This is a genomic window from Mesorhizobium sp. M7D.F.Ca.US.005.01.1.1 (assembly GCF_003952545.1).
GTDB lineage: Bacteria > Pseudomonadota > Alphaproteobacteria > Rhizobiales > Rhizobiaceae > Mesorhizobium > Mesorhizobium loti.
In genome coordinates, this window is record NZ_CP034453.1 from 3,217,859 (window position 1) to 3,236,264 (window position 18,406).

12 protein-coding genes are annotated in these 18,406 nt (G+C 62.3%); 10 read left to right on the forward strand and 2 right to left on the reverse strand.

Translation table 11 applies throughout. The annotated features are described in order from the left end of the window. The first annotated feature begins 102 nt into the window (after positions 1-102). From glgB to EJ076_RS15355, 6 genes are all read left to right on the forward strand, one after another. The gene (gene glgB / locus EJ076_RS15330) at positions 103-2,316 is read left to right on the forward strand and encodes a 1,4-alpha-glucan branching protein GlgB (RefSeq protein WP_109662422.1); all 2,214 of its coding nucleotides are present in this window, start codon (positions 103-105) and stop codon (positions 2,314-2,316) included. 51 nt (positions 2,317-2,367) lie between these two features. Then, positions 2,368-3,633 (forward strand): glucose-1-phosphate adenylyltransferase, encoded by a 1,266-nt coding sequence (gene glgC, locus EJ076_RS15335; protein ID WP_109662424.1) that lies wholly within the window; start codon positions 2,368-2,370, stop codon positions 3,631-3,633. 91 nt (positions 3,634-3,724) lie between these two features. After that, positions 3,725-5,170 carry a glycogen synthase GlgA gene (gene glgA, locus EJ076_RS15340; RefSeq protein WP_126068449.1) on the forward strand — a complete coding sequence of 482 codons (1,446 nt, stop codon included), beginning with the start codon at positions 3,725-3,727 and terminating at the stop codon, positions 5,168-5,170. A gap of 3 nt (positions 5,171-5,173) precedes the next feature. Beyond that, the gene (locus tag EJ076_RS15345; protein WP_126068450.1) at positions 5,174-6,802 is read left to right on the forward strand and encodes an alpha-D-glucose phosphate-specific phosphoglucomutase; all 1,629 of its coding nucleotides are present in this window, start codon (positions 5,174-5,176) and stop codon (positions 6,800-6,802) included. A gap of 11 nt (positions 6,803-6,813) precedes the next feature. Further along, a complete protein-coding gene (glgX, locus tag EJ076_RS15350; RefSeq protein ID WP_126068451.1) occupies positions 6,814-8,832 on the forward strand; it encodes a glycogen debranching protein GlgX in 2,019 nt (672 codons plus the stop codon). Beyond that, positions 8,819-10,444: an alpha-glucosidase family protein gene (locus EJ076_RS15355; RefSeq protein WP_126068452.1), complete on the forward strand. Its 1,626-nt coding sequence runs from the start codon at positions 8,819-8,821 to the stop codon at positions 10,442-10,444. Before glgX ends, EJ076_RS15355 begins: the two co-directional genes overlap by 14 nt. A gap of 14 nt (positions 10,445-10,458) precedes the next feature. On the opposite strand, the gene EJ076_RS15360 is transcribed toward EJ076_RS15355, so the two are convergent. Then, entirely contained in the window at positions 10,459-12,225 is a 1,767-nt protein-coding gene (locus EJ076_RS15360; protein WP_126068453.1) for a TadG family pilus assembly protein, read from the reverse strand. Beyond that, positions 12,226-12,651, reverse strand: coding sequence for a TadE/TadG family type IV pilus assembly protein (locus tag EJ076_RS15365; protein ID WP_109662438.1), 426 nt, complete (start codon positions 12,649-12,651; stop codon positions 12,226-12,228). Positions 12,652-12,961: 310 nt separating this feature from the next. On the opposite strand from EJ076_RS15365, the gene EJ076_RS15370 reads away from it, so the two are divergent. The 4 genes from EJ076_RS15370 to EJ076_RS15385 all read left to right on the forward strand — a co-directional run bounded on the left by EJ076_RS15370 (position 12,962) and on the right by EJ076_RS15385 (position 18,390). After that, positions 12,962-14,554 carry a peptide ABC transporter substrate-binding protein gene (locus EJ076_RS15370; protein WP_126071065.1) on the forward strand — a complete coding sequence of 531 codons (1,593 nt, stop codon included), beginning with the start codon at positions 12,962-12,964 and terminating at the stop codon, positions 14,552-14,554. A 164-nt stretch (positions 14,555-14,718) separates the two neighbouring features. Next, entirely contained in the window at positions 14,719-15,642 is a 924-nt protein-coding gene (locus EJ076_RS15375) for an ABC transporter permease subunit (RefSeq protein ID WP_126068454.1), read from the forward strand. Continuing rightward, positions 15,635-16,756, forward strand: coding sequence for an ABC transporter permease subunit (locus EJ076_RS15380; RefSeq protein ID WP_126068455.1), 1,122 nt, complete (start codon positions 15,635-15,637; stop codon positions 16,754-16,756). Before EJ076_RS15375 ends, EJ076_RS15380 begins: the two co-directional genes overlap by 8 nt. A gap of 14 nt (positions 16,757-16,770) precedes the next feature. Then, on the forward strand, positions 16,771-18,390 hold the full coding sequence (locus EJ076_RS15385) for an ABC transporter ATP-binding protein (protein ID WP_109662446.1): 1,620 nt from the start codon (positions 16,771-16,773) through the stop codon (positions 18,388-18,390). The last annotated feature ends 16 nt before the right edge of the window (positions 18,391-18,406 follow it).

Sequence of the window (18,406 nt, forward strand, 5' to 3'; positions counted from 1 at the left end):
TGTGATTGCATGAGGCCGCGAACAATGTGGTCCCGGTGATGTGAGTTTGAATGTCGGATTCTCATCACTAGAAACTTGGTGCCCGGGGAGGGACACTGCCTGATGAAGAAGCCGCGCGCGACCGCTGCGACAAGCGGGCCGGACGGACTGGCGCCAGCCAGCGATGTTGCGGCGATTGTTGCCGGCACGCACGGAGATCCCTTCGCGGTCCTTGGTGTCCATGAGGTCGGCAAGAGCCTGTATGCCCGATGCTTCGTTCCGCATGCGGAATTCGTCACCGCTTATACGCTGACCGGCACCATAGCGGGTGAACTGTCCAGGCGCGACGATGGCGGCTTTTTCGAAGGCAAGCTCTCGATCAGGAAGCGGCAGCCCCTGCGCTATCACGCGCGCAATGCCGGCGGCGACTGGTGGCTGACCGATCCCTATTCGTTCGGTCCGGTGCTTGGCCCGATGGACGACTACTACATCGCCCAAGGCTCGCACCTAAGGTTGTTCGACAAGCTCGGCGCCCATGTCATTGACCACGAAGGCGCTTCCGGAGTGCATTTCGCCGTCTGGGCTCCCAATGCTCGGCGCGTCTCGGTGGTCGGTGACTTCAACGAATGGGACGGCCGCCGGCACACGATGCGTGATCGCCGCGACACCGGCATCTGGGAACTGTTCGTACCCGACATCGGTGCCGGACGGCCCTACAAATACGAGATCATCGGCCCCGATGGCGTAAGACTCCCGCTGAAAGCCGACCCGTTCGCCTTCAAATCCGAACTGCGTCCGGCCACCGCTTCGGTCGTGGCCGTGCCGCCGGCGCATGAGTGGGGCGACGAGGCGCACCGCAATTTCTGGCGCAATGCCGATCACCGGCGCGAAGCCATCTCGATCTACGAGGTCCATGCCGGCTCCTGGCAGCTTCACGACGACGGTACGTTCCTGTCATGGGATGAGTTGGCCGACCGGCTGATCCCCTATGTGGTCGAGACCGGTTTCACTCATATCGAATTCATGCCGATCTCTGAACACCCCTATGACCCGTCCTGGGGCTACCAGACGACCGGCCTCTACGCGCCGTCGGCCCGCTTCGGCGACCCGGACGGCTTTGCTCGTTTCGTCGATGGCGCCCACCGCGCCGGCGTCGGCGTCATCCTCGACTGGGTGCCGGCGCATTTCCCGGTCGACGCGCATGGCCTGGCCAATTTCGATGGCACCGCGCTCTATGAACATGCCGATCCGCGCAAGGGTTTTCATCCCGACTGGAACACCGCGATCTACAATTTCGGCCGCCGCGAGGTTGTGTCGTTCCTCGTCAACAACGCGTTGTTCTGGGCCGAGAAATACCATGTCGACGGACTTCGCGTCGATGCGGTCGCCTCGATGCTCTACCTCGACTATTCGCGCAAGGCCGGCGAATGGATCCCCAACGAGAAGGGCGGCCGGGAGAACCTCGAGGCGGTCAGCTTCCTGCAGAAGATGAACAAGGAGGTCTACGGCCACCATCCGGGCGTGATGACCATCGCCGAAGAATCGACCTCATGGCCGAAGGTCTCGGCACCGGTGCATGAAGGCGGCCTGGGCTTCGGCTTCAAGTGGAACATGGGCTTCATGCACGACACGCTGGAGTATTTCTCCAAGGAGCCCATCTTCCGCAAGCATCACCACAACGACCTCACCTTCGGCCTGACCTACGCCTTCTCGGAAAATTTCGTGCTGCCGCTCTCGCATGACGAGGTCGTGCACGGTAAAGGCACGCTGCTTGGCAAGATGGCCGGCGACGACTGGCAGAAATTCGCGACGCTACGCGCCTACTACGCTTTCATGTGGGGTTATCCCGGCAAGAAGCTCCTGTTCATGGGGCAGGAGTTCGCGCAGCGCCGCGAATGGAGCGAGGCGCGCGCGCTCGACTGGAACCTGCTTGAGTTCCGGCCGCATCGCGGCGTCTGGCAGACGGTGCGCGATCTCAACTATCTCTACCGTTCGCGCCCGGCGCTGCATGGCCGCGACTGCGAGCCGGAAGGGTTTTCCTGGCTAATCGTCGACGACAGCCAGAATTCGGTTTTTGCCTGGCTGCGCAGCGCACCGGGTGGCAACCCGGTGGCCGTCATTTCCAATTTTACGCCGGTGCCGCGCGACAATTATCGCGTGCCGTTGCCGACGGCCGGCAAATGGCGCGAGATCATCAACACCGACGCTTCTGAATATGGCGGTTCCGGCAAGGGCAATGGCGGCATGGTCGAGGCGCGGGCGGAGGGAGGAAGCATCTCCGCGACGATGCTTTTGCCGCCGCTGTCGACGATCATGCTCGAACTCGTCGCGGACTGAGCCCATCGAAACTGGATGCATGTCGAGATCGAGTAACTTGGGAGGGTAAAAATGGCAGACTTGAAACGGACCCAGCCGCTGGCGCGCGATGCCATGGCCTATGTATTGGCCGGCGGCCGCGGCAGCCGCCTCAAGGAACTGACCGACCGGCGTGCCAAGCCGGCTGTCTATTTCGGCGGCAAGACGCGCATCATCGACTTCGCGCTCTCCAATGCTCTGAATTCCGGCATTCGCCGCCTCGGTGTCGCCACCCAGTACAAGGCGCATTCGCTGATCCGCCATCTGCAGCGCGGCTGGAACTTCCTACGGCCCGAGCGAAACGAGAGTTTTGACATCCTGCCGGCCAGCCAGCGCGTCTCGGAAACACAATGGTATGAGGGCACCGCCGACGCCGTCTACCAGAACATCGACATCATCGAGGCCTATGGGCCTGAATACATGGTCATCCTGGCCGGCGACCACATCTACAAGATGGACTACGAGATGATGCTTCGCCAGCACGTCGACGCCAATGCCGACGTCACCGTTGGCTGCCTCGAAGTGCCGCGCATGGAAGCCACCGGCTTCGGCGTCATGCATGTCGATGCCAAGGACAACATTATCGCCTTCGTCGAAAAACCCGCCGACCCGCCCGGCATTCCCGACAAGCCGGAGTTTGCGCTGGCCTCGATGGGCATCTATGTCTTCAAGACCAAGTTCCTGATGGAGCAGTTGCGCCGCGATGCTGCCGAGCCGGGCTCGAGCCGCGACTTCGGCAAGGACATCATCCCCTATATCGTCCAGCACGGTAAGGCGATTGCGCACCGCTTCGCCAAGTCCTGCGTCCGCTCGACCGCCGAGAACGAGGCCTATTGGCGCGACGTCGGAACGGTCGACGCCTATTGGGAAGCCAACATCGACCTGACCGATATCACGCCGGAGCTCGACCTCTACGACCGCGACTGGCCGATCTGGACCTATGCCGAATTGAAGCCGCCGGCAAAGTTCGTGCATGACGAGGATGGCCGCCGCGGTTCGGCCGTGTCCTCGCTTGTCTCGGGCGATTGCATCGTCTCGGGGGCTTCGCTGAAGAGAAGCCTGATCTTCACCGGGGCGCGCATCAATTCCTATTCTACGCTGGAAGAAGTCGTCATGCTGCCCGACGTTCATGTCGGCCGGAACGCAAAGTTGAAGCGCGTGGTCATCGACCATGGTGTTAGGATACCGGAAGGGCTGGTGGTCGGCGAAGATCCCGTCCTCGACGCCAAGCGCTTCCGCGTTTCCGAAAAAGGCATCTGCCTGGTCACACAGGATATGATCGACAAGCTGGCGCTTTAGAGCAATTCCAGGAAAAGTGAGAAACGGTTTTCCGTCCGGAATTGCGTCAAGACAAAGAACTCTAGGACAGACAGGATCGGATTATAGGCGCATGCAGGTTCTGTCGGTCACGCCCGAGATTTTCCCGCTGATCAAGACCGGCGGGCTTGCCGACGTGACCGGCGCGCTGCCCATTGCGCTGGCCGCCAAGGGCGTGACCATGCGCACGCTCATTCCCGGTTTTCCAACCGTTATGGCCGCCTTCAAGAAAAAGAGGGCGGTTCTGCAATATCCCTTGCTGCAGGGCGGCAAGGGCTCTGTCCACTCCGTCCAGCTTGCCGGGCTCGAGCTGTTCGTGCTCGACGCGCCGCACCTGTTCGACCGTCCCGGCGGTCCTTATGGCAATGCGACCGGCGTCGATTGGCCCGACAACTGGCGGCGCTTCGCGGCGCTGAGCCAGGTCGGCGGCGATATCGCCGGCGGTGCCATCTCGGGCTACCAGCCCGACATCGTCCATGCCCACGACTGGCAGTCGGCGATGACACTGGCCTACATGCGCTACGGCAAGGCGGTCGGCATACCGTCGATGATGACCGTTCATAATCTCGCCTTCCAGGGCCAGTTCGGCGCCGGCATCTTCGGCGAGCTTGGCTTGCCGGCAGCGGCGATGGCGCTTGACGGCGTTGAATATTATGGCGGCGTCGGCTTCCTCAAGGCGGGCCTGCAGGCCGCCTGGGCGATCACCACGGTCAGCCCGACCTATGCGCAGGAAATCCGCTCGGCGGAATTCGGCATGGGCCTCGACGGCCTCATCAACATGCGCTCCAGCGATCTCTATGGCATCGTCAACGGCATCGACACTGGCATCTGGGATCCCGAAACCGACAAGCATCTGGTGTCCCCCTACACGGCGAGCACGCTGAAGGCGCGCGCGCCCAACAGGGCCGCCGTCGAGGAGCGCTTCAGCCTCGATCGCGACGACAGCCCGATCGTCTGTGTCGTCAGCCGCCTGACCTGGCAGAAGGGTATGGACATACTGGCGCTGGTGGTCGACGGCATCGTTGCCACAGGAGCACGCCTGGCCATCCTGGGCTCAGGCGATGCCGGCCTCGAAGGTGCGCTGCTTGCCGCCGCCGCCAGGCATCGCGGCCGTATCGGGGTCGTCGTCGGCTACGACGAGGGGCTGTCGCACATCATGCAGGGCGGTTGCGATGCCATCGTCATTCCCTCACGCTTCGAACCGTGCGGGCTGACGCAGCTTTACGGCCTGCGTTACGGCTGCGTGCCGGTGGTTGCCCGCACCGGCGGCCTGGCCGATACGGTCATCGATGCCAATGAGGCCGCCGTCTCGGCCGGCGTCGCCACCGGCTTCCAGTTCGCGCCCAACAATGGCGGCGCCTTGCTACACGCCATCCGCCGCCTCGTCGACGCGCATGCCAGTCCGGCGGTCTGGGAATCGCTGCAGCGCCAGGGCATGAAGGCCGACGTGTCGTGGGACAAGAGCGCGGACAAATATGTTGAACTCTATCGCTTGCTGCTTTCGAAAAGGGTTGCCTGAAGCATGATACGGACCGTTCCCACCAAACCCTATTCCGATCAGAAGCCTGGCACGTCGGGCCTGCGCAAGAAGGTGCCTGTCTTTCAGCAGGAGCACTATGCCGAGAATTTCATCCAGTCGATCTTCGACGCGCTCGATGGCTTCAAGGGCAAGACGCTGGTGATTGGCGGCGATGGCCGCTTCTATAACCGCGAGGTCATCCAGAAGGCCATCGCCATGGCCGCCGCCAACGGCTTCGGCAAGGTGATGGTCGGGCAGGGCGGCATCCTGTCGACGCCCGCCGCCTCGCATGTCATCCGCAAATACAAGACCTTTGGCGGCATCATCCTGTCGGCCAGCCACAATCCGGGCGGTCCGCACGAGGATTTCGGCATCAAGTACAATGCCGGCAATGGCGGCCCGGCGCCGGAAAAGCTGACCGACGCGATCTTCGAAAAGACCAAGACGATTTCGAGCTTCAAGATCGCCGACATCGATCCGATCGACATCGACACAACAGGCACGGTCAAGGCCGCCGGCATGACGGTCGAGATCATCGACCCGGTCGCCGACTATGCCGAACTGATGGAAAGCCTGTTCGATTTCGACGCACTTCGCAAATTGTTCAAATCCAGCTTCCGCATGCGCTTCGACGCCATGCATGCGGTGACCGGCCCTTACGCCAAGGAAATCCTGGAAAACCGGCTTGGCGCGCCCAACGGCACCTGCCGCAATTTCAAGCCGCTGCCGGATTTCGGCGGCCACCATCCGGACCCGAATCTTGTCCACGCCAAACACCTCTATGACGAGATGATGGGACCGGACGCGCCGGATTTCGGCGCCGCCTCGGATGGTGACGGCGATCGCAATTTGATCATCGGCAAGGGCATTTTCGTCACCCCGTCGGATTCGGTCGCCATGCTCGCCGCCAACGCCCGCCTGGCGCCCGGCTACAAGGCCGGTTTGAAAGGCATTGCCCGCTCGATGCCGACCAGCGGCGCGGCCGATCGTGTTGCTGAAAAACTCGGCATCGGCATCTATGAGACGCCGACCGGCTGGAAGTTCTTCGGCAATCTGCTGGATGCCGACATGGCGACAATCTGCGGTGAGGAAAGTGCCGGCACCGGCTCCAACCATGTCCGCGAAAAGGACGGCCTGTGGGCGGTGCTGCTGTGGCTCAACATCCTTGCCGCGCGCGGCGAAAGCTGCAAGCAGATCGTCACCGAGCACTGGGCGACCTATGGCCGCAATTACTATTCGCGGCACGACTATGAAGAGGTCGAGAGCGACCGGGCGAATGCGCTGGTCGACGAGTTGCGTGCCAAGCTCGCTTCGCTGCCCGGCACCAGCGTGCGCGGCCTGAAGATCGCCAATGCGGACGACTTTGCCTATCACGACCCGGTCGACGGTTCGGTGAGCAAGAACCAGGGAATCAGGATCTTGTTCGAAGGCGGCTCGCGCGTCGTCTTCCGGCTTTCCGGCACCGGCACGTCGGGCGCGACGTTGCGCGTCTACATCGAGCGCTACGAGCCGGACAAGTCGAGGCACGATCTCGACACGCAGGCCGCCCTTGCCGATCTGATTGCCGCGGCCGATGATATTGCCGGGATTCACAGTCATACCGGCCGCCCCAAGCCAAGCGTTATCACTTAATGAAATCTGCGATGCCGGCCGCTGATCGGCCGCGATTTGGCGGACTTGTTTCGGAGGGCGGCATCCGCTTTGCCGCGTGGTCGCAGGCCGCCCGCCGGCTCTGGGTCTCGATCTTCGACGAACAGGGCAAGCGGGAAATCGAACGGCTCGAACTGCAGCCGCAAGGCGAGGGCGTCCATGCGCTGTTCGTTGCGGGCCTTGGCCCTGGCACCCGCTACGGCTTTCGCGCCGATGGCGACTACGCGCCGGAGCGCGGGCTGTGGTTCGACCCCGCCAAGCTCCTCACCGACCCTTACGCGGTCGAGATCGACAGGTCCTACACCTATGACTGGCGGCTGGCCCAGCGCCGGGGCGAGGGGGCCGATACCGCGCAACTGATGCCGAAGGCGATTGCCGCTGCCTTGCCGAAGCCAGTGCAGGCTGCGCCGCCGCTCTTCCAGCCCGGCGGCCTGATCTACGAAGTGCCGGTGCGCGCCTTCACCATGCAGAATCCGGACGTCCCGGAAAAGTTGCGCGGCACCATTGCCGCTCTCGCTCATCCGCTGGTTGTCGAGCACCTGAAGAAACTCGGCGTTGGCGCGGTCGAACTGATGCCGGTAACCGCGTCGATCGACGAGCGGCATCTGCCGCCGCTTGGGCTGCGCAATGCCTGGGGCTACAATCCCGTCACGTTTATGGCCCTTGATCCGCGTCTGGCGCCGGGCGGCATCATGGAATTGCGAAACACGGTTGCCGTGCTGCGCCAGGCTGGCATCGGCGTCATCCTCGATCTCGTCTTCAACCACACCGGCGAGAGCGATAGGCTAGGCCCGACGCTGTCGCTGCGCGGCCTCGACAACCACGCCTATTACCGGCACACATCAGACGGCAGGCTGGTCAATGACACCGGGACCGGCAACACGGTCGCTTGTGACCATCACATCGTCGAGGAAATGGTCCTCGACACGCTTCGCCATTTTGTCCGGGATGCTGGGGTCGATGGCTTCCGCTTCGACCTGGCGCCCATCCTGGGGCGGGTTGAAGGCACATTCGATGCCGAGGCGCCGCTGCTGAGAGCGATGCGCGACGACGCGCTGCTGGCCGATCGTGTGTTGGTCGCCGAGCCGTGGGACATCGGTCCGGATGGCTATCAGCTTGGCAATTTCCCGCCGCCTTTCCTCGAATGGAACGACAAGTACCGCGACGATGTCAGGCGCTTCTGGCGTGGCGACGCCGGCATGGTCGGCGCCCTGGCGACCCGGCTTGCCGGTTCGTCCGATGTGTTTGCCGCGAACGGGCAAGGCGCCAGCCGCAGTGTCAATTTCATCGCCGCCCACGACGGCATGACGCTCGCCGACATCGTGCGCTACGAACACAAGCATAACAAAGCCAATGGCGAGCAGAACCGCGACGGCCACGATGAGAACCTGTCGTGGAACAATGGTGTCGAGGGTGATGCGGACGACCCGGCCATGGCCGCGGCTCGCCTCAACGACCAGCGTGCGCTGCTCGCCACGCTGTTTGCCTCACGCGGCACCATCATGCTGACCGCGGGCGACGAATTCGGCCGGACCCAGCAAGGCAACAACAACGCCTATGCGCAGGACAACGCGATCACCTGGCTCGACTGGGCCGGCCGCGATCAGCCGCTGGAACTCTACACGGCGCAGCTCGCGGCGCTGCGTCGCACAGTGCCCGCGTTTTCCGACACAGGTTTCCTCACTGGCCAGCCACCGGCAGGTTCGGAGATACCGGACGTCGCATGGCTGACCGAGACAGGCGCGCCGCTCGACGAACAGAGCTGGCAAGATCCGCAGCGGCACCGCCTGGTCATGATCCTGGGCGGCGCCAGCCGCCTTGCCGTCATCATCAACGGCGATCGCCGGGCCTGCATGGTCACGTTGCCCGAGCGCGAAGGATTTTTCTGGGCGCCAGCCCTGGAGACAGGCGATGCAGTGGACATCTCGCGCCCGGTATCGGGGCGGACGGTGATCTTCATGATCGAACGAGCGCAGGCCGGCACAAGGGAGAAGCGCAATGGCGGCAAGTGACAAGGCCGGATGGTGGCGCGGTTGCGTCATCTACCAGATCTATCCGCGCTCCTTCCAGGACACGACCGGCGACGGCAGCGGAGATCTCGCCGGCATTACATCGAGACTCGCCCATGTCGCCTCGCTTGGTGTCGACGCCGTCTGGCTGTCGCCTTTCTTCAAGTCGCCGATGGCCGATATGGGCTATGACGTGTCGGATTACTGCGATGTTGATCTGATGTTCGGCACGCTTGAGGATTTCGATGCGCTGGTCGCCGAAGCGCATCGTCTTGGCCTAAAGATCATCATCGACCAGGTGCTGTCCCATTCATCCGACAAGCACGACTGGTTTGTCGAAAGCCGCGCCAGCCGCGATAACCCTAAGTCCGACTGGTATATCTGGGCCGATACCAAGCCCGATGGCAGCGCGCCCAACAATTGGCTCTCCGTCTTCGGTGGCCCGGCCTGGGAATGGGATTCGACCCGCCGGCAGTATTACATGCACAATTTCCTCGCCTCGCAGCCCGATCTGAATTTCCACAATCCGGAGGTTCAGGACGCGCTTCTGGAAACGGTGCGCTTCTGGCTGGAGCGCGGCGTCGACGGTTTCCGGCTCGACACGGTCAATTACTATGTCCACGACCGCTGGCTGCGCGGCAATCCGCCTTTGGCGTCGAGTGTCGCCGGCACCAACAGCGAGACCAACACCTATCTCTACCAGGAGCATCTGTTCGACAAGACGCAGCCGGAAAACCTGGCATTCCTTCGCCGCTTCAGGGCCCTGCTCGATGAGTACGAGGATCGTGCCGCCGTCGGCGAAATCGGCGATGAAGGCCGCTCATTGCAGACGCTCGCCGCCTACACCTCAGGCCGCGACAAGCTGCATATGTGCTACACCTTCGACCTGCTCGGCCCGCAGTTCTCGGCGACACATGTGCGTGGCTGCGTCGAAGCTTTCGAGGCGACCGTTCCCGATGGCTGGGTCTGCTGGGCGTTTTCCAACCATGATGTGGTGCGCCATGTCAGCCGCTGGACAAGGCCGGGCAGCGATCCCGACGCCATCGCCAGATTCTCGATCACGCTGCTGTCCTGCCTGCGCGGCTCGATCTGCCTCTACGAGGGCGAGGAACTCGGCCTGGAAGAGGCGGAGCTTGCCTATGAGGATCTGCGCGATCCCGTCGGCATCCGCTTCTGGCCGGGCGTCAAGGGCAGGGATGGGTGTCGCACACCGATGGTCTGGGAGGCCGGCGCCGACAATGCGGGTTTCTCGACGGCCAGGCCATGGCTGCCGATACCGGCCAGCCATCGCGCCCGCGCGGTCGACGTCCAGAATGCCGACATGGCATCGGTGCTCGCGTCCTATCGGGCCGCGCTGGCGTTGCGCAGGGGGCACGAGGCGCTGGTATCAGGGTCGATCCGCTTTCTTGACGCTGAGGGCGACGTGCTCGCATTCGTCCGCGAAGGCGGCGGTGAAAGATTGCTCTGTGTCTTCAATTTCGCTGGGGAGCAGGGGACTTGGCCGTTGCCGCCTGATGTCGGAGCAATCGCAAAGCTTGACGGCGATGCGGCGGTCATCGACGAGGCCGAACTTTCGTTGCCCGCGCTCGGATACTTCCTTGGTCGCCTCGATTGATGGCTCGGCCGTCTTTACTGGACGAGTACCGAGCGTCCGCAAGTCGCGCCGGTAACCCGCACATCGGCCTCGCCGACACCCACGCCAAGGGCTGAAAGCACATTGTAGAGCAGGTCGTCGACCGGTGCCGTTATACCGTTGAGGACAGCCACCACTGCCGGCTTAACCGTTCCGAGCAGGGCGGTCAGATCGATTCCCAGACCAAGCGCATTGACCGAAAGCGACAGGTTGCTGACCAGCGACGTGGTGAGCGACTGCGTGATGTTGCGCGTCGAAACGGTCTTGATCGTCTTGTTGGTGATATCGGCTGCGTCGAAGGTCAGCGTCGTCGGGTTGTTGTTGGTGATCGCTGTGGCGGCGGAGCCCATCACCTGTATCAGCGGAATGTTGATCAGCAGCAGCTTCAGACTCACATCCGCGATTTCCGCGTCGGTGAATGTCTGCGGTTGGCTGAAGTCGCCAAAGCCTGAGCTGTTGCTGTTGGCCAGGTGTAGCGAGGCAATGCCTGGGTGCGCGGCGATGGAAACCTTGATGCTGGAAGGCCCTGTTGGACAGGTGATGTCGGTCAGTTTGGCTTCGGCATAGGCGACTTCCACATTGAGCGGCAGATTGACGGCCAGCAGGCTGATGCCGCCACCGAGACCGGGCGTGCCGACCCCGACGGTCGCCACCAGCTTGATACGCGTCTGGGCGGTGCGCACCGTGGTGCCGATTCCACCGACGGCGAGCCAAGGCGAGGATTGCGCCGGCTCGCCAATGGCAATGGTAAGCGTGGTGGACAAAAGCCCGGGTATGGTGGCTCCGAGATTGACCTGAGCCTGGTTGGTGCCGTTTGCCAGCACGGCGGCGGCGGTCAGCATTCCCATGGCGCTGGCATCGACCCCAAGGCCTGTCGGGGTTTGTCCCAGTCCAAGGCTGCCTGCGGAGCCGAGGTCGACAAGGCTGCTGAGCGGGATCTTGACCGTGCTGGTCGACTTGGAAGCAATCGTCTGCAGGGCGACCTTGGCCGTGTTGCCAAGTCCGGGCACGTTGGCCATGGCGGTAGCAATCTGACCGACGGTCGCCTTGGAGGCCAGCACATCCGAATAGGTGCCGCCGGTCACGTTCACTTGTGTGGCAAGGGCATTTATGAAGGAGAGGACACTGACGTCGGCCGAGATCAATCCGTTGTAGTCCATGACGCTGAGCGAAATGTTGCCGCCGAGAAGACTGCCGAGAAGTGCGTTGAGGATGCCGCCATTGACGCTGGCGAGCCTCGACCCGACCGAGAACGTCGCCTGCGGCGTCATGCTGGCCGTGGCCTGGGTACCGATGACGGGAGAGGGGATCAGCGAACTCGCGAAATAGCGGGCAGGGATCTTCTTCAGGGTCACACGGACGGCATTGTAGGGGGTTACGCTGGCCTGGAAGCGCTGGCTCAAATTGGCGCCGGATGCCGCGTATCGCCCTGGTGTGACCGACACCACGGTTTTGCCGACGGCCGGAGCGATCGCCTGTCCCGAGGCTTCAACGACAACATTTGGCATGCCGTTGTCTGTTAACGTGGTCACGACGGCGGTGTTGATGTTGGTTATGTTCGAGGCGGCGGTGATCGCCGCCAGATCCACCATTGCCTGCGCTTCGCGGCGTTCGGTGTAGATCGAGGCTTCGTCGATAGCTACTGCGGCCAGCGCCAGCGCGACCGGCGCCATGAGCGCCGTCATAACGGCGAAATTGGCCTTTCTGTCGCCCAACATCAACCGTGCAAGCCGGAAGATCTCCTTGCGCTCACGCAGCAACATTCAGATGCCCCCGACCCTGATCGTTGACTGGCGCGTGATCGTGGTGCCTGGCATCGCTATGCCTGGGAAAAGATTCCAGATCGGCAAGTTGCGGGCATCGTATTGGATGGACACGACGAACTGACTTCCATCGGCCACGCTGTCATTGGCCTGGTAGGTCAGCTTGCTGACATCCACGAAAGGATATCCGCCGGCATTGTTGGTGACGAAGCTCGCCACCAGTGTTTGCCGTTCGGTCTGGTTCGTCCCCGCAATGGCTGTCCGGGCGGCGTCCGCCGCGATTTGCTGGATCGAGTTCGCCGCACCGAAATATATGCCGTATGCAACCATACCGAGCAGGATCAGGATGAAGATTGGGGAGAGCAGGGCGAACTCAACCGCCGAAGTTCCCGAAGCATCTATCCGGAATTGGCGGCCTCTGGCCATGGGAGTGAGATTGCGAACCATGGGTCTGAGCATGCCAAAGTTCGCATGCAAAAAGCGAAAACTCTTGGTGCAACCTGCGGCTGTGAATGATTGAAAGCTCGCACTAATTTAGCGGACGTCTTCTTTGACTTCTGGTTCTTGACTTAAGGTCAATCAGTACTCGGTTGAAAAGAGCTTACCTCCTGTCTAGTCTCCTGCCACCAGCCATCGGAGGGAACCGGTGGCGCGCTCAAAGGGGTCAGATATCGGCTCCGGGGCGTCAACACTTAGAAGGCGCGCCGACGGCAGCGCCGACAGGGAGAACTTCATGCTGATGAAAAACATGCTGAAGGCGACGGTGTTCGCCACAACCATGACGCTGGCCGCCGGCACGTTCTACACGCAGGCTTTCGCCGAGACCGTCTATAACCGCGGCACCGCCGCTGAATCGGAATCGGTCGATCCGCACAAGACCTCGACGGTTTATGAAGCCAATGTCCTGCGCGACCTGTTCCAGGGCCTGGTCATGCAGGACGAGAAGGCCAATGTCATTCCCGGCGCCGCCGAGAGCTGGACAGTGTCGGACGATGGCACCGTCTATACGTTCAAGCTGCGCAAGGACGGCCTCTGGTCGGATGGCAGCCCGGTGACGGCGGATGACTTCGTCTACGCTTTCCACAGGCTGGAAGATCCGGCGACCGGCGCCGAATACGCCTCGATGCTGTATCCGGTGAAGGGTGCGGAAGACTTCAACACCAAGAAGGGCAATTCCGAGGATATGGGCGTCAAGGCGATTGATGCAAATACCCTGGAAGTCTCGCTCAAAGCGCCGACGCCTTACTTCCTGGAGATGCTGACCCACCAGGCGACCTACCCTGTCAGCAAGGCCTCCATCGAAAAGCTCGGTGCCGACTGGATCAAGCCCGGCAATCTCGTTTCGAACGGCGCCTATACGCTGGCGGAATGGGTTCCCAACGATCACATGAAGCTGGTCAAGAATCCGAAATTCTGGGACGCTGCGACCGTCAAGTTCGACGTCGTCAACTACATCCCGACCGAGGACCGTTCATCGGCAATGAAGCGCTTCGAGGCCGGCGAACTCGACAGCTACGACGATCTCCCGACTGAGCAGCTCGCTGACCTCAAGACCAAGTTCGGCGACCAGATCCACGTCGGCCCGTATCTCGGCACCTATTATTATGCGATCAAGACCGACAAGGCACCGTGGGACAATGTCGAGCTGCGCAACGCCATCTCGATGGCGATCGACCGCGACTTCCTCGCCGAGAAAGTCTGGCAGAACTCGATGCTGCCCGGCTATTCGATGGTGCCTCCCGGCATCGAGGGCTACACGCCCGCAATGGCCAAATACGCCGACATGCCGCAGATCGACCGCGAGGACGCAGCCAAGAAAATCCTCGAGAAACTCGGCTACACGCCCGAAAAACCACTGAAGATGGAGATCCGCTACAACACGTCGGAAAACCACAAGAACACTGCGGTCGCCATCCAGGAACAGCTGAAGCCGCTTGGCGTCGACGTCACGCTGCTCAACACCGACACCAAGACCCACTACTCCTTCCTCGAGCAGAAGGGCAACTATGATTTAGCACGTGCCGCCTGGATCGCCGACTACAAGGATCCGGAAACCTTCCTCGGCATCTCGCGCAAGGCCAGCGGCAACAACTATTCGGACTACAACAGCCCGGCCTATGAAGCGGCCATGGACAAGGCGGCCGCCGCCGGCGGCAAGCCCGAAGAGCGCATGAAGGAACTTGCCGACGCCGAGCGCATCCTCGTCGATGACGTCGGCCAGATCCCGCTTCTCTACTACAGCTACCACGATATCGTTTCCTCGAAGCTGCATGGCTTCGTCGACAACGTGATGGACGTGCATCCGTCCCGCTTCGTCAGCAAGGACTAACTCCCTGGCCAAGCCGTCGCGCCCGAAGGGCGCGACGGCGCTGGTTTGCCATCGCATCGGCCCGGGAACCGGAATCGATTTTCGGCATGTCGGTGCGAAGATTTGAAGGCTAGAGCGCAACCGTCCAGCTGGACGGGCGTTGCTCTGGATCAAGCGGGGCACCGATGTTGCGATACGTATTACGGCGGCTTCTGACCGCCATCCCGACGCTGTTCGTCATCGTGACCATGGCGTTTTTCCTGATGCGCGTCGCACCAGGCGGTCCATTCAACCAGGAGCGGGGGCTAAGTCCCGAGATCAGGGCCAACCTTGAAGCCCAGTTCGGCCTCAACGATCCGCTCTGGCTGCAATTCGTCCACTATCTCGGCAATCTGCTGCGCGGCAATTTCGGCCCGAGCTACAACATGCCGGATTTCACCGTCACCGAACTCTTCGCCAAGGGCTTGCCCATTTCAATCCAGCTTGGTGCCTCGGCATTGGTCCTGGCCCTCCTGCTCGGTTCCGTGCTCGGCACCATTGCCGCGCTCAACCAGAACAAGCTCGGCGACTATACGGTAATTGCGCTGGCAACCGCCGGCAGCACCATCCCCACCTTCGTCATCGCGCCGGTGATCCAGCTCCTGTTCGGGCTGACCTGGAGGCTGTTGCCGATCGGTGGGTGGGGCGATGGTGCTTTCATCAACAAGGTCGGCCCGGTGCTGACGCTCGCTCTGCCGCAGATCGCCATCGTCGCCCGGCTGATGCGCGGCTCGATGATCGAATCCTTGCGGTCTCACCATATTCGCACGGCACGCGCGCTTGGCCTTTCCGACTGGTCGGTGGTGGTCAAGCACGCGTTGCGCGGTGCCATCCTGCCGATCGTCTCCTTTACCGGCCCGGCAGCGGCGGCATTGCTGACCGGCTCGGTCATCGTCGAGACCATCTTCTCCATTCCGGGCGTCGGCCGCTATTTCGTCGATGCCGCGCTCAACCGCGACTACACGCTGGTGATGGGAACGGTGGTGGTGATCGCCATCTTCACCATCGTCTTCAACCTGATCGTCGACGTCATGTACGCGGTCGTCGACCCGAGGGTGCGCTATGACTGACATCGCAGCCACGGCTCCCGCCGTCATCGGCCGTTCGCTCTGGGGTGATGCCTGGGCGCGCCTCAAGGCCAATCGCGCCGCCATGTTCAGCCTGTATTACCTCGCCCTGATCGGTGTCGTCAGCGTGTTCGGGCCCTGGTTCGTGCCGCATCAATACACCACCATCTATGCCGACTATGTGCGCATGCCGCCGAGCATGTCGGCCTATCCGAAGGCCGACATGATCGAGACGGCGCTCACCGAAGCGATCAAGCGCATGCGGGTCGACATCAAGGAGTGGCGGCAGGAAGGCAACCAGGTCTTCGTTACCGTCAAGTCGACCAAGCCGATCGACGACCGCAACATCCGCTATCTCGACCGCTCCGATGCCTTTGACGACACCAAGATCGAGAGCAAGTCGCCCGACGGCCTCGAAGTGACGATGAGCGCGTCGATAGAGCAGCAATATTTCCTGTTCGGCACCGACAACACCGGCCGCGATCTTCTCTCGCGCACGCTGATGGCCGGGCGCATATCGCTGGCCATCGGCTTGCTCGCCGGTGTCGTGGCGGTGGTCATCGGGGTGGTCTATGGCGCCGCGGCTGGCTTTGCCGGCGGCAAGGTCGACGAGGTGATGATGCGCATCGTCGACGTGCTCTATTCCTTGCCCTTTATCTTCTTCGTCATCATGCTGGTGGTGTTCTTCGGCCGCAACTTCGTGCTGATGTTCCTGGCGGTCGGCGCCGTGCTGTGGCTCGACATGGCGCGCATCGTGCGCGGCCAGGCACTGTCGATCCGCCGCCAGGAATATGTCCAGGCGGCGGAAGCCATGGGTGTCGGCCAGCGCGGCATTCTCTTGCGCCATGTTATCCCCAACCTGCTTGGTCCGGTGGTGATCTACATGACGCTGCTGGTGCCGCAAGTCATCATCCTGGAGAGTTTCCTGTCGTTCCTCGGGCTCGGCGTGCAGGAGCCGATGACCAGTTGGGGCGTGCTGATCTCGGTCGGCGCCAAGAACATCGGCACCGCCAACTGGCTGCTCCTGTTTCCCGCCTTCTTCCTCGTCTCGACGCTGTTCGCACTGAACTTCGTCGGCGATGGCCTGCGCGACGCGCTCGACCCGAGAGATCGATAATGGGGATCGCTGAAATGGCTGCTTCCGAAACGATCCTCAGCGTCAAAGACCTGCGTGTTCGCTTCCGCACGCTCGATGGCGCGGTCGAGGCGGTCAAGGGCATCAACATCCACGTCAACGCGGGCGAAACCGTTGCCGTGGTCGGCGAATCCGGATCCGGCAAGAGCCAGACGATGATGGCGGCGATGAGCCTGCTGGCATCGAATGGCGAAGCGACAGGCAGTGTCGATTATCGCGGCCGCAATCTTCTGACTTTAAGCAAATCCGAGCTGAACAAGGTCCGCGGCGCCAAGATCAGCATGATCTTCCAGGAGCCGATGACCTCGCTCGATCCGCTCTATTCGATCGGCAACCAGCTGATCGAACCGATCCGCCGTCATCGGGGCCTAAATGCAGCCGAAGCGCATGAAGAGGCGCTCAAGCTGCTGCGGCTTGTGCATATCCCCGATCCCGAGCGGCGCATGAAATCCTATCCGCACGAAATGTCGGGCGGCCAGCGCCAGCGTGTCATGATCGCCATGGCGCTCGCCAACGACCCCGACATATTGATCGCCGACGAGCCGACGACGGCGCTCGACGTGACGATCCAGGCGCAGATCCTGATGCTTTTGGCCGAATTGCAGCGCAAGCTCGGCATGGCGATCGTCTTCATCACCCATGATCTTGGCATCGTCCGGCGCTTTGCCGACCGGGTCTATGTCATGCGTCAGGGCGAGGTTGTCGAGGAGGGGGAGGCCGAAGCCATCTTCGTCAACCCGCAACATGCCTATACGAAAATGCTGCTGGCGGCCGAGCCGACCGGCAGCAAGGCACCGCCGCCCGCCAATGCCCCGGTGCTGCTCGAAGGCAGGAATGTCGAGGTGACGTTCAAGATCGGCGGCGGCTTTCTTGCCGGTGAGCCGCTGATGCTACGTGCCGTCGACCACATTTCGATCAGGCTGCAACGCAACCAGACCATCGGCATCGTCGGTGAATCCGGTTCCGGCAAATCGACCCTCGGCCGCGCCCTGCTGCGGCTGTTGCCGAGCGACGGCCTCATCCGTTTTGGCGATCGCGACATCTCCCAAGCCGACCGGCAGGCGATGCGGCCGCTGCGGCGCCAGATGCAACTCGTCTTCCAGGATCCGTTCGGTTCGCTGTCGCCGCGCATGACTGTCGGCCAGGTCATCACCGAAGGGCTGCTGGTGCACGAGCCGAACCTTTCGGGCAAGCAACGCGACCTGCGTGCGGTCGAGGCCCTGCGCGAGGTCGGCCTCGATCCCAATGCCCGCAACCGCTATCCCCACGAATTCTCCGGCGGCCAGCGACAGCGCATCGCCATTGCCCGCGCCATGATCCTGAAGCCCAAGCTGGTGGTGCTGGATGAGCCGACCTCGGCGCTCGACCGCTCGGTGCAGAAACAGATCGTCGAACTGCTGCGCAAGCTGCAGGCAGATCACGAACTGTCCTACCTCTTCATTAGCCACGATCTGTCGGTCGTGCGCGCCATGGCCGACTACATCATTGTCATGAAGCAGGGCAAGATCGTTGAGGAGGGGCCGACCGAGGCGATCTTCAGCAATCCGCAGCACGTCTACACTCAGACGCTGATGGCCGCGGCGATCGACGTCACGCGGTTTCGCCTGAGCGCCTGAGCCACTGGAAGGCAGT